This window comes from Ameyamaea chiangmaiensis, assembly GCF_013376175.1.
GTDB classification, from domain to species: Bacteria; Pseudomonadota; Alphaproteobacteria; order Acetobacterales; family Acetobacteraceae; genus Ameyamaea; species Ameyamaea chiangmaiensis.
This window is the reverse complement of record NZ_JABXXR010000005.1, coordinates 1-12,450: the sequence shown is the minus strand read 5'-3', so window position 1 is coordinate 12,450 and position 12,450 is coordinate 1. Positions and strand designations below refer to the sequence as shown.

Genomic DNA, 12,450 nt, shown 5'->3' with positions numbered 1-12,450 from the left:
CTCAGAACGAGGCGCAGCCTGGCGTTATGACCAGCCCGACCGATTGCTGGTCGAACCGGGCGCGATACTCGGCGCGGATGGCCGCCAGACGTGCGGCCACCTCGGGCGTGGGTTCGGTGACGATCTGCACCAGCCGGGATTCCTCGCCGGTAACCAGTCCGCTCGTCCGGTCGCGCCATTGTCCATGGGCGGCGAGGATGCTCAGCCCGTCCGGGAAACGCGGGGTCACGGAGCGGGCGAGAAACCCGGCCCAGTCGTCATCGGTGACGGGTCGCCCGTCGGGGCGGGAAAGCCCGAACATCAGGGTCGCGGTCATCTGTTCGTGCGTGCCGAAGCGCGTGCAGGTCATCGCGGCCTCGTCCGGCGCCGCGCAGTCCGCCAGCACGGGCGCAAGCACCATGGCGGCCCCGAATGTCCCCCGGCGAAGGCCGCTGATGACCGTGCGGATCATGCAAGCGGCCCCCGCAAGCCCCGGGCGAGCGCCTGACCGGCCGGACCACGCGGGTCGATCAGGCCGCGCCGCAGAAACAGATCGATCAGGACCAGCGTCACGTTGAACTTGAACTGATCGGTGTCGCGCACCAGCCGGGCGGCTTCGGGCAAGGGGATCAGCTCGAACGCGACCACCTCGCCGTCGGCGGGAACGGGCTGAAAATCTTCGGGCAGGACCAGATCGTAGCAGGACAGGATGTCGCGCCGCAGTCCTTCGGGCCGGTCCATGGTGTAGGTGATGGTGCCGACCGGCGTGGCCGTTTCCGCCAGATCGGCCGGAATGCTGGCTTCCTCGGCCGCTTCCTTCGTCAGGGCGCCGCGCGCGTCCAGTCCAGCGGGAATGCCGCCCGCCACCAGATGATCGAGCTTGCCGGGATCCAGACGCTTGTTCATGGCGCGCCGCCCGATCCACAGCCACGGACCGTCGGCGCGTTCGACCAGCCCGTTCATGTGCACGCCCTGGGCCAGCAGGCCGAACAGCGGCAACGCGCCTCGGTCGATGCGCCCCAGCGGAGGCGCGCCCGGGGAGGCGATCACGTCGAACAACTCGGCATGCGTGCGATAGAGCCCCTCGTCGGCGAGTGCGGCGCCCAGTGCTTCCAGGCCCTCGCCGGACGGGATCGCAAAGGACTCTCCCGCGCGGCCGAGTCCCCGACGTTCCAGCGCGGGAGCCAGTCCGGGTGCGATCCACCCGATGGTACGGCCCGCGACAAGGAAGGGCGTGCGGTCGCCCGGCAGCCGCGCGGTGTTCGCGGCCGTGATATGTCGGGCGTACCCGTCGAGCGCATCGGGCATGGGTCTGGGTGTCCTTACGGCCTTTGGCGTGGCGTCAGGGATAGGGCCGTGGTCGTGGCGCTGACAATCCCCGCGCTGTCGGTGCAGGGCGGTTTTCACGCCCGCGCGGTTGCAATCGCCTCCGCGCGTGTCACATTCCCCGCATGAGACCCACGCAAAAGCTTGCCGATCGTGCCGGCGTCCCGGAGCCCGGCATACCGGCGGCTTCACCTCGTTCCGTGTGGGCCACGATCGGCGATCTGCTTCCCTATCTCTGGCCGCGTGACAGCGTTGCCCTGCGCGCGCGCGTGGTCCTGGCCGTGGTCCTGCTGGTCGCGGCCAAAGTCGCGACACTGTATGTGCCCTATGTCTTCAGCCGGGCGGTGGACGCCCTGTCGGGATGGCAGACCCTGGCCCCGGTGCTGACGCCGGTGGCGCTGGTGCTGGCCTATGGGGCTCTGCGGGTCGCGTCGGCGGCGTTCGGGGAGCTTCGTGACATTCTGTTCGCGCCGGTGCGCTTTCGCGTCAGCCGTGTGATCGCGATGCAGAGTTTCCGCCACATGCACCAACTCTCGCTACGCTTTCATCTTGACCGCCAGACGGGCGCGGTCACGCGTGCGATCGACCGCGGCACCGAGGGAATCGAGACGCTGCTGCGCGTGGGGGTGTTCAGCATCGTGCCGACGTTGCTGGAGGCGGCGATGGTCATCGGCGTCATCTGGCATCTGTTCGGCCTGTCCTATGCCGCGCTGATGGTCATGGCGGTCGCGGCCTATGTCGGCTTCACGCTGCTGTTCACGTCGTGGCGCATGCGCATCCGGCGGCGAATGAACGACATCAATGCCGAGGCCAGCAACAAGGCGCTCGATTCGCTGCTGAATTACGAGACGGTCAAGTATTTCGGCAATGAGCGGCACGAGGAGCGGCGCTATGACGAGGCACAGGCGCGCTACGAACGTGCCGCCGTCAGCACCCAGCTGTCGTTGAACGGCCTGAACATCGGCCAGGCGGTGATCATCGCGGTCGCCCTGACGGCTGTCATGCTGATGGCCGCCCATGACGTGGAAGCCGGGCGGTACGGGGTCGGCCGCTTTGTGCTGGTCAACACCTATTTGATGCAGCTGTACCTGCCGCTCAATTTCCTGGGCTCGGTCTATGCCGCGTTACGGACGTCGTTCGTGGATATGGAACACATGTTCGCCCTGATGAACGAAGCCGCCGAGGTGACCGACCCGGCGCGGCCTCGCCCGCTGGCCGCCCGGCTGGACCAGGCGCCAGCGGCCTCGGTCCGGTTCGAGGACGTCCGCTTCGGCTACCGCCCATCGCGCGAGATCCTGCACGGGGTCAGTTTCTCGGTGCCGACCGGGGGCCATGTGGCCGTGGTCGGCGCGACGGGGGCGGGGAAATCGACGCTCTCGCGGCTGCTGTTCCGGTTTTACGACGTGACCTCCGGGCGCGTGCTGGTCGATGGTCATGATGTGCGGGACTACACCCAAGCCGATCTGAGGGCGGCGATCGGCGTCGTGCCGCAGGACACGGTACTGTTCAACGACACCATCGGCTACAACATCGCCTACGGGCGAATCGGCGCCAGCCGGGAGGAGGTCGAGAATGCCGCCCGGCTGGCCCAGATCCATGATTTCATCATCAGTCTGCCGGAGGGGTATGACACGACGGTCGGCGAGCGCGGCCTGAAACTGTCCGGCGGCGAAAAGCAGCGCGTCGCGATCGCGCGGACGATCCTGAAGAATCCGCGCGTTCTGCTGCTGGACGAGGCCACCAGCGCGCTCGATACCCAGACCGAGCGTGACATCCAGTCCGCGCTGCGGACTGTGTCGCGTCATCGCACGACCATCGTGATCGCCCATCGCCTGTCGACCGTGATCGACGCGGACGAGATCCTCGTGATGGCGGACGGCCGGATCGTGGAGCGCGGACCCCACGCCCGTCTTCTGGCTGCTGGCGGTTTGTACGCCCGCATGTGGGCCAGCCAGTCGCACGAGAATGACCCGGATCGGGGTGGAGACACATCCCGCGACCGTATCGACGCGGAGGTTCAGCCGGTCTGACCGCGCCCAGGGCGGCCCGTTGAACACGACACAAGGAGACGAGATCCATGCATGACGCCCACGCCCCTGACGGGCAGTTGCCCCCCGAACTGAGCCAGTGTGGCGAGATGGTCGATCGGATGATCGCCCACCTGCTGAACGAGGAGATGCCGCCATTCGCCATCGCCTCGGCCCTTCTGGGCGGTGCGCTCGGGCTGCTGGCGCGCACGATGGACCGCGACGCGATGTTGCGGCTGCTGGATAATGCCGCGCGCAATGTGCGCGAGGGGGGGCTCGACCCGCATGCGGACGTGCCCGCGCGCACGAGTTAGGCGCGAAGCCGGCGCGCGGATCGGGGAATCGGCGCTTCGGACTTGACGGCGGTGCCCGGCTTCTGCATAAGCCGCCCCTTATCTCGACGATGGTTTGCCGGGCATTGCGCCTCGGCTCTAATGATACCGAGGAACGAAAAGATGTCGCGTCGCTGCCAGATCACCGGCAAGGGCGTGCTGACCGGAAACAACGTCAGCCACGCCAACAACAAGTCCCGCCGCCGTTTCCTGCCCAACCTGCAGGAAATCTCGCTGCTGTCCGAGACGCTGGGTTCGTCCGTGCGCATGCGCGTCAGCACCAACGGGATCCGCACCGTTGAGCATAACGGCGGTCTGGACGCGTTCCTGCTGTCGACGCCGAACCGCAAGCTGCCGCTCGAGGCGCAGACCATCAAGCGCCGCATCCTGAAGGCGCAGGAAAAGAAGGCCGACGCTCCGGCGTAAGGCGGCCCCGCTTCGGCGGGCATCGACCCTGTGGGGCGCCTGGATCACTGATCCGGGTGCTCTGCGGGGTTGCAAAATTCCGGGTGCTGTCGCATGTCAGCGCCTGACGTCAATGGGCCGACCTGCCGTTTGCGGCGGGTCCCGGCTCGGGCGGGCGCGATGGAGCGATCCTTTCGCGCCTGACTTGTTTTCTGGAGGTTCCCCGTGTCCGACGACCTGTCGAAAATCCGCAATATCGGCATTACCGCGCATATCGACGCGGGCAAGACCACCACGACCGAGCGCATCCTGTATTACACGGGTGTTTCGCACAAGATCGGCGAGGTGCACGACGGCAACACCACGACCGACTACATGGCGCAGGAGCGTGAGCGCGGCATCACGATCACTTCGGCGGCTGTGACGTGCGAGTGGGAAAACCACCGCATCAACATCATCGACACCCCGGGCCACATCGACTTCAACATCGAAGTCAACCGCTCGCTGCGCGTGCTCGACGGCGCGATCTTCATCATTGAGGGCGTGGCCGGCGTTCAGCCGCAGTCCGAGACGAACTGGCGTCTGGCCGACCGTTACAACGTGCCGCGCATCATCTTCATCAACAAGCTCGACCGCACCGGCGCGGACTTCTACCGCGCGTTCGACACGCTGAAGGAGAAGCTCGACATCGTCGCGATTCCGCTGCAGCTCCCGATCGGCACGGAGGAAAACTTCCTCGGCGTCGTCGATCTGGTCGAGATGCGCGCGATCATCTGGGAAGGCGGCGAGCTGGGCGCGAAGTTCCATTACGAAGAGATCCCGGCCGATCTGAAGGACAAGGCCGCCGAGGCGCGCGAAGCCCTTCTCGACACGGCGCTGGCCGTCGATACCGTCGCGATGGAAGAGTATTTCGAGAAGGGTGACGTCGACGTCGCCACGCTCAAGCGCTGCATCAAGAAGGGTGCGATCTCGGGTGAGTTCCGCCCGGTCCTGTGCGGCACGGCCTTCAAGAACAAGGGCGTCCAGCCGCTGCTCGACGCGGTCATCGACTATCTGCCCGCCCCGAACGACGTCGAGGGCATCCGCATTGCCCCGCCCGAGGACGAGGAAGTCGACGAGAACACGCTGCCGATCATCCCGGTCGACCCGGACGGCAAGTTCGCCGGCCTCGCGTTCAAGATCATCAACGACAAGTACGGCACGCTGACCTTCGTGCGCGTCTATCGTGGTGTTCTGAAGTCGGGTGATTCGGTCCTGAACACCACGAAGGGCCACAAGGAGCGTATCGGCCGCATCTTCCAGATGCACGCCGACAAGCGTCAGGAAGTCAAGGAAGTCCACGCGGGCGACATCGCGGCGTTCGTGGGCCTGAAGGACACCCAGACCGGTGACACGCTGGCCGATGCCGCCGATCCCGTGGTTCTGGAGCGCATGACGTTCCCGGTTCCGGTTATCGACATCTCGGTCGAGCCGAAGACCAAGGACGGCATCGAGAAGATGACGCTGGCGCTGCAGAAGCTGGCGGGCGAGGATCCCTCGCTGCGTCTGAAGACGGATCAGGAAACCGGCCAGACCATTCTTTCGGGTATGGGCGAACTGCATCTGGACATCATCATTGACCGTCTGCGCCGTGAATACGGTGTCGAGGCGAACGTCGGCGCGCCGCAGGTGGCCTATCGTGAGACGATCAGCAAGCCGCATGTCGAGACCTATACCCACAAGAAGCAGTCGGGTGGTTCGGGTCAGTTCGCCGAAGTGAAGATCGAGTTCGCCCCGCAGGAGCGTAACGACGGCATTCAGTTCGAAAACAAGGTCGTCGGCGGCACGGTGCCGAAGGAATACATCCCGGCGGTCGAAAAAGGCATCCGGATGCAGTCCAGCACGGGCGTTCTGGCCGGCTTCCCGACGGTGGACTTCAAGTTCACGCTGCTCGACGGCAAGTACCATGACGTCGACTCGTCGGCTCTGGCCTTCGAAATCGCTGCCAAGGCCTGCTTCCGTGAAGGTATGAAGAACGCCGGCCCGGTGATCCTCGAGCCGATCATGGACGTCGAGATCACGACCCCGAACGATCACGTCGGCGACGTGGTGGGCGACCTTAACCGTCGTCGCGGCATGATCCAGAACCAGGAAACCTCGGGCTCGACCGTGATGGTGCGTGCACAGGTCCCGCTGAAGGAAATGTTCGGCTACATCTCGCATCTGCGTTCGATCACGAAGGGCCGTGCGTCCTTCACGATGCAGTTCCATCACTACGATCCGGTGCCGCGTAACGTGGCCGAGGAGATCATGACCAAGTCCGCCTGATCGGGCGACATGGTGTCGACGGAAAGGCCGGTCCCCCTCGCGGGGACCGGCTTTTTTTATGGCGCTCGGCCGTCGGTGACGGTGATGGGCGTCAGCGTGACGAGGCGATAGTCGGGCCACGCTGAAAAACGCAGCGTCGTCTGTTCGAACGCCAACGGGCCGTCCGTCGGATGGCGAAACCGTCGCGGTCCGCCTTCGCGCGTCAGGACGGACTGCCTTTGCCACAGGCCGGCGAACGCCGGACTGTGCGCGCAGAGTTCGGCCACCAGGGCCTCGACCTGCCGGGCGTCGGCGCGGACGCTGTCGGCACGGAACTCGGCCAGAACCCGCCACGCGGTACTGTCCCAGTGCTCCACGAAGTCACGCGCCTCCGGAGCCAGAAAGACAAAGCGCAAGAGGTTCGGGTCGCGACCGTCGAGCCATGGCCCGAACAAGTGCCGGGCCGCATCGTTGGCCGCGCACACTGTCCACAGATCATCAAGGATGTAGCAGGGCGCCTGAACCAGCAGCGGGAGCGCGCGGGCGCTGTCCGGCAGCGCGGCGGTTCGCGGACGCGCGGCGAACGGGTCTTTGAGCGCGGCGAGCGCGAACAGATACGTGCGTTCGGCGGGTGTGAAACGGAACACCGATGCGATCCTGGCCAGAGTCGCGGCGGAACAGGCAACGTCTCGTCCCTGTTCCAGCCAGGTGTACCAGGTGGTGCTGATGCCGCAGAGCGCTGCGGCCTCTTCGCGGCGCAGGCCGGGCGTGCGGCGGCGGGACAGCGTGCCGAATATTCCCATGTCCTGTGGTGAGAGAACGGTACGCCGGGCCCGCAGGAAGTCGCCGATCGCCCGGCTTTGCTCAGGTGTCCGCTTCGTCATGGTGGTTATTATACCCGTATAAATTTCAGTCTTATACCGTGCTTGGCGCCCGGTCATCCTGTGCCGTCATCAGCAGGGGAGACCAGATGTGAGTACCGTCTTTATGGCCAGTCAGTATGGGGAACGCGCCGCCGACTATGTGACGAGCGCGGTCCATGCGCAGGGCGCCGATCTTGATCGGATCGAGGCGCTGGCCGCCGGGCGCGGGCTTGGCCGGGTCTTGGACCTTGGCTGCGGTGGTGGCCATGTCAGTTACCGGCTTGCGCCCCATGTCACGCAGGTCGTGGCCTGCGACGTGACGCCGCCGATGCTGCGCGCCGTCGAGCACGAGGCGGCACAGCGGGGCCTGACGAACATCGCGACGAGCGAAGCCCCGGCGGAGCGTCTGCCTTTTTCCGACGGCATGTTCGATGGCGTGTTCTGCCGCTTCTCAACCCACCACTGGACGGACCTCGAGGCCGGTCTGCGTGAGGCCCGACGTGTGCTCGCGCCCGGCGGGATTGGCGTGTTCGTGGATGTGACGGCCCCGGCCAGCGCGATGGCCGACAGTTGGCTCCAGACGCTCGAACTGCTGCGCGACATCGCGCATGTGCGCGATTACAGCGTCGCGGAGTGGACGGGGGCGCTGACCCGTTCCGGCTTTGCGATTCGCCCCCCGAAAGCCGCGCGACTCCGTATGGCGTTCGAAAACTGGGTCGCCCGGACCCGCACGCCGGAGGAGCGGGTCGCGGCGATCCGCTCGCTCCAGCGGCAGGCACCGGCGGAGGTGACGCAGGCGCTGGCCATCGAGTCGGATGGCAGCTTCACACTCGATGTCTCGACTTTCGAGGTCGAGCCGGCCGGCTGAGGCGGCGGGGTGTCAAGGCGAGGGTGATGGCGCGCTGCTGGTGCTGCGAATGAACGCGGCCACATTGTCATGCAGTTGCGCCAGCGCAGCTTCGTTGGCGTAGACCATGTGGCCGGATTCGTACTGTTTGAACGCGATGTTCGATTGCAGCGCGGCCGGGATCGGCAGGTGTTTCATCTCGTACAGGCCCTCGTAATAGGGCGTGGCGAGGTCGAAATACCCGGCGTTGAGCATCACATGCAGCGTCGGATTGGTCTTCATCGCCATGGCGAGATCGGGCATCACGTTGACGGCCGCGTCCTCGGCACGGGACTGGCCGGGTTGCTGGTGGCGGAAATCCCAATGTTCCTCCGCGTCGGTTTCGGCGCGGTAGGTCTGCCCGACACCATATTTCAGCGTCGCGCGCACATAGTCGTTGAACACCGACACATAGGCTGAGCTCATGGCGGAGGATTGCGGGTCGTATTCCGCTTCCTTGGCCAACGGGTCGAGCGTCGGGCCGGAGAACCGGGTATCGAGGCGCCCCGTCGTCAGGGCGCCGTCCTCTTCCAGATGGCCGGTGAATTCCCCGCCATTGATGCGCAGGTCCGCGCGAAGGATGTAGGCGACCGGCAGGCCCGTATAGGCGTGCAGTTTCTGCGCGATGGCCTCGCGCTGCGCCGACGGCAGCGAGGCACCTTGCTGAAGCGCAAGCAGATAGTCGGTGGCGGCGAAGTGCTCGACCTCGTCGAGGAACGGGCGCAGGGCCGGCGGCTGTTCGGGCAGCTTGTGGTGGTACCAGGCCGTGGCGGCATAGGTCGGCAGCGACAGCACGTAGGGCTGGTCGTTGCCGGGGTTGTACTGGGGCGTGTCGGCGTTGTTGTCATAGCTGAGAATCTGCGACAGCAGGATCACGCCGTTGAGATCCACGTTCTCGTCGTTTTCCAGGTCGTTGGCCAGCACGGCCGAACGCGTCGTGCCGTAGCTCTCGCCGAACAAATATTTGGGCGAGTTGAAACGCCCGTTCTCCGCGAGGAACCGTGTGATGAACCGCGCGAAGGCATGCCCGTCTGCATCCACGCCCCAGAATTGTTTCTGCGCGTCCTTGCCGGCGATGCGCCCGAAGCCCGTGCCCGGCGCGTCGATAAACACCAGATCGGTCACGTCGAGCAGGCTCTGGGCGTTGTTGACCAGACGATACGGCGCAGGCGGCGTGTGCGTGTCGTTGTTGGTCAGCACGCGACGGGGCCCGAACGCGCCCATGTGCAGCCATACGGTCGAGGAGCCGGGACCGCCGTTATAGACGAACGTGATCGGCCGGTTCTCGGGGCGAGCGCCCTTCTTAAAGTAGGCGACGTAGAACATGCTGGCCGCGGCGTCGGGCTGCGCGTCATCGGGCTTCTTGGGCAGCGTGAACTGTCCGGGCGTACGCCCATGCAGGACGTCGGCCGAATCGTCCCAGTCGCCGGCGTGGATCAGCAGTGTGCCGGCCACGGCCTCGTAGGGAATGGCGTCGCCGCCGACCGTGACGGTGCCGCTTGTGCTGCTGCGGTCGGTGTCGGAGGCGGCGCCCGGGGTGTCGGCGCGGGACGGGGACAGGGACAGGGACAGGCTGCTGGCAAGAACGGCAGCCGTGCAGAACAGCGAAAAGCGCGTCAAACGGGGTACTCCGGGCAAAAGAACGTCGTGTGGTCAGCCAAAGGCGCCGACGGCATGCATGACGCCGGTGCTGATCTCGCGCACCAGGGCGAACATGCGGGCCATCGGCTGGAACAGGGTCTCATGCTCCCGCGCGTAGGCGCGCCCGCTCTGGCGGGGGCCGTGTGGCTCGTGGAAATCGATATCCAGTTCGCTGAATGCCGCATCGGGGAAGATCTGATCCACATCGGCCAGCGCCGTCGGCAGGTCCAGGCACAGGATGGTTGTCATCAGAATGTCGCGGGTCAGTGAACCGCGCGGCGTGAAGTAGGGGATTTCGGCTGCGAGCATCCAGATACGCTCGATCAGGCCCAGACGCAGGGCATGGAGAATGATCTCGTCCTCCGCCATGTGGGGGGCATCGGGCCATGCCGTGCGCAGGGCGAGATGGTCGGCCTGCACGCGGCGGAACATCGACTGGGTCGAGGCGGCAAAGCCGATCCGTTCGACACCGTTCATGATCTGCAGGCGAGCGTCGCGTCGGGCCGGGGAGGCCTCGGCCGACGCGCGGTCGAGCCACATGTTCGGATCGAGCAGACTGATCATCGCCCGCAGGACCGCCGGGTCGGAGTGCGAAACCGCATGGGTGGCGAAATCCAGCGCATGGCGGAAGCGCGCACTACTGCTGCGGAAGCTCTCGAACGTGTCGGGATGCCGTTCGACCGCAGCGCCCAGCCCTTGCAGCGTATTCGCGCACCAGCCGAGCTGGTGCAGGATCGCGTTGTTGGGGATGGCGCGCAACTGGCTGGGGTGGGTGATCCGCACAGGGCCGCCAAAGTCGCTCTGCCGCGCCGAGGGGCGCGAGCCGGACTTGTCGATCAGGGAGGGGCCGAACGCGCCGAGCAGGGCGGCGTAGCCCGGATCGGCGACCAGCCCGGTCATTCCCATGGCGATGGTGGCAAAGAAATCGGCGGAAAAATCGGGCTCGTCATACACGGGGTCGGTGTCGGCGACCGAGGTCGAAAAGACGTGTTCGGCGATGGTGGCGATGGTGGCGTCGGCCAGTTTCTGGGTGCCGAACAGCAGGTAGCCGTCGCCGCCCTGAAACGCGCTTTCCTCGCGGATGGCGATGCCCGACTGTGCGAACAGGGCGCGCGGGCGCTGGGGGCTGAGATAGTCGAGGCGATCGGCGAGGCTGAATGGGTGCGCCCCGCGCCCGATGCTCTCGCCGTGGGTGTCGAACAGGATCACCTGGACGGCGGCCATGCCGTGCTTGCGCAAGAGGTCGCGCGTCTTCAGCCGCAGCCGTTCGACCAGGTTGGTGGCCGCGAGCTGCCCGACATAGCGGCCGGAATCCGAATAGCCGAACTGCAGGCACAGCTTGCCCGTGCGCCGCAGATAGGCCCGCCAGTGCGGGGAGTGGAGGGCTTCCTCGATCAGGCGTTCCCCATGCTCCAGCGCCTCGGGCGTCTCGAACAGGGGTGAGATCTCGATCTGGTGGTCAGCGATGCCGAACAGGCGGGCGAGCCAGAGCGCGCAGAGCAGGGTGAACCCGCTCTCGGTCTCGGCGATCAGGAACCGGAGCGGCGTGGTGGTGTCGACGTGCTTGGTGATCTGCGCGACAGTCATCATCAGGCGGGCGGCGGTCGCCTGCTCGCCCAGCAGCATGCCGAAATCCACCGGCACGGGCGCGACTTCGTCCAGTGCGGCGTTGATGGCGCTCAGCAGCCCGCGCCGGCGCGACTGGTCGGCCGGATTGTCGGTGATGGCCAGACGCTGGCGCGCGACATTGTGAAGCTGCGTCGCGTTCAGGCGGACATGCGTGTGCGCGGCGGCCATGCCGTGGGCCACGAAACCGGCCCGGGCGACCAGCAGCCCCATCTTCGCGCTATCCTCGGCGGCCTCGATGGCCGTGCCGAAGGCCGAGCGCAGACAGTCGACACTGGGAATCGCCTGATCGCGCAGGTCGATCAGGGTCGCGGCGAAGGCGGCGACAGCCGTCGGATCGGCACGGTCGGGGCAGGCGTCGATCTGCGTGCGGACCGCGGTGATCGCGCTCTCGATCTGGCTGCGCAGGTGGTCGATCCCGTGACGGTCGCCGATCTGGGCCAGAAGGCGCTCCAGATGCATCAGCTTCATGCGCAGCCGCATGCGCAGCGTGTCCCACCAGTGGATGTCCGTGCGGCCGTCCGTGTCGTAGCCGACCCAGCTGGTCACGATGATCGGGCGTGGGGTCAACTGGTCCCATTGCGAGGGCCAGCGGGCGCGGGCCTTTTCAAGGATGGCGGTGTTGAGGCGGTCAAGCGCCGAGCGCGCCCGCAGAATGGCCTCGGACGCGAGTCGGAATTCTTCTTCCAGGGTCGGCGGGGCAGCCCGCCGGTGTGTGGCGAAGGCAGGCCAGTCCGGCGTGTCGGCGCGGCTGGCCAGGGCGGCCAGGCGCTCATACACCGGGTTGGCCAGCGCGAAGACCGGATGGGCGGTAAAGACGGCGGCGTAGCGGGTCAGTTCCAGACGCGCGCGGGCGGCATCGAACGACAGGTTGGGGGCATCCTGCGTCACATTGATCACGGCCTGGGCGAGGGCGTCGAAACGCCGCTCCATCGCCGTGTCATCGGTGCCGCCGACATAGTCGCGGAGTCGGTGTGCGCGCCGGAGATAGGCGGCGTCGCGCAGGTGTGCGATGGCCGCCGCGACATCGTCCAGCGGCAGCGTCCCGGCGGCGAGCCGCTCTTCGATCAGGGAGGCCG

The 12,450-nt window shown here is 66.4% G+C and carries 10 protein-coding genes; 5 read left to right on the top strand and 5 right to left on the bottom strand.

Annotation, left to right across the window (positions count from 1 at the left end):
* Window position 1: 1 nt before the first annotated feature.
* Together HUK82_RS01425 and HUK82_RS01420 are read right to left on the bottom strand one after the other, a co-directional pair.
* Window positions 2-451, bottom strand: a complete 450-nt coding sequence (locus tag HUK82_RS01425; RefSeq protein ID WP_246495149.1) for a DUF3574 domain-containing protein — start codon at window positions 449-451, stop codon at window positions 2-4.
* Complete coding sequence (locus tag HUK82_RS01420) at window positions 448-1,287, bottom strand: NUDIX hydrolase (protein ID WP_176612246.1); 840 nt, start codon at window positions 1,285-1,287, stop codon at window positions 448-450. The genes HUK82_RS01425 and HUK82_RS01420 overlap by 4 nt, the downstream gene beginning before the upstream one ends.
* Before the next feature lie 143 nt (window positions 1,288-1,430).
* On the opposite strand from HUK82_RS01420, the gene HUK82_RS01415 reads away from it, so the two are divergent.
* From HUK82_RS01415 to fusA, 4 genes are all read left to right on the top strand, one after another.
* A complete protein-coding gene (locus tag HUK82_RS01415) occupies window positions 1,431-3,335 on the top strand; it encodes an ABCB family ABC transporter ATP-binding protein/permease (RefSeq protein ID WP_176612245.1) in 1,905 nt (634 codons plus the stop codon).
* 47 nt (window positions 3,336-3,382) lie between these two features.
* Complete coding sequence (locus HUK82_RS01410; protein WP_176612244.1) at window positions 3,383-3,646, top strand: hypothetical protein; 264 nt, start codon at window positions 3,383-3,385, stop codon at window positions 3,644-3,646.
* Between the two features lie 141 nt (window positions 3,647-3,787).
* Window positions 3,788-4,090, top strand: a complete 303-nt coding sequence (rpmB, locus tag HUK82_RS01405) for a 50S ribosomal protein L28 (RefSeq protein ID WP_176612243.1) — start codon at window positions 3,788-3,790, stop codon at window positions 4,088-4,090.
* A gap of 204 nt (window positions 4,091-4,294) precedes the next feature.
* Window positions 4,295-6,376, top strand: coding sequence for an elongation factor G (gene fusA / locus HUK82_RS01400; RefSeq protein ID WP_176612242.1), 2,082 nt, complete (start codon window positions 4,295-4,297; stop codon window positions 6,374-6,376).
* Window positions 6,377-6,432: 56 nt separating this feature from the next.
* Here fusA and HUK82_RS01395 read toward each other — a convergent pair whose 3' ends face one another.
* Complete coding sequence (locus tag HUK82_RS01395; RefSeq protein ID WP_246495151.1) at window positions 6,433-7,239, bottom strand: helix-turn-helix transcriptional regulator; 807 nt, start codon at window positions 7,237-7,239, stop codon at window positions 6,433-6,435.
* A 103-nt stretch (window positions 7,240-7,342) separates the two neighbouring features.
* Between HUK82_RS01395 and HUK82_RS01390 the strand changes: the two genes are divergently transcribed.
* A complete protein-coding gene (locus tag HUK82_RS01390; RefSeq protein ID WP_176612282.1) occupies window positions 7,343-8,086 on the top strand; it encodes a class I SAM-dependent methyltransferase in 744 nt (247 codons plus the stop codon).
* 12 nt (window positions 8,087-8,098) lie between these two features.
* Here HUK82_RS01390 and HUK82_RS01385 read toward each other — a convergent pair whose 3' ends face one another.
* Both HUK82_RS01385 and HUK82_RS01380 read right to left on the bottom strand, forming a co-directional pair.
* Window positions 8,099-9,670, bottom strand: a complete 1,572-nt coding sequence (locus HUK82_RS01385; RefSeq protein WP_246495206.1) for a S10 family peptidase — start codon at window positions 9,668-9,670, stop codon at window positions 8,099-8,101.
* 87 nt (window positions 9,671-9,757) lie between these two features.
* On the bottom strand, window positions 9,758-12,450 hold a 2,693-nt coding region (locus tag HUK82_RS01380; protein WP_176612240.1), incomplete at its 5' end, for a phosphoenolpyruvate carboxylase.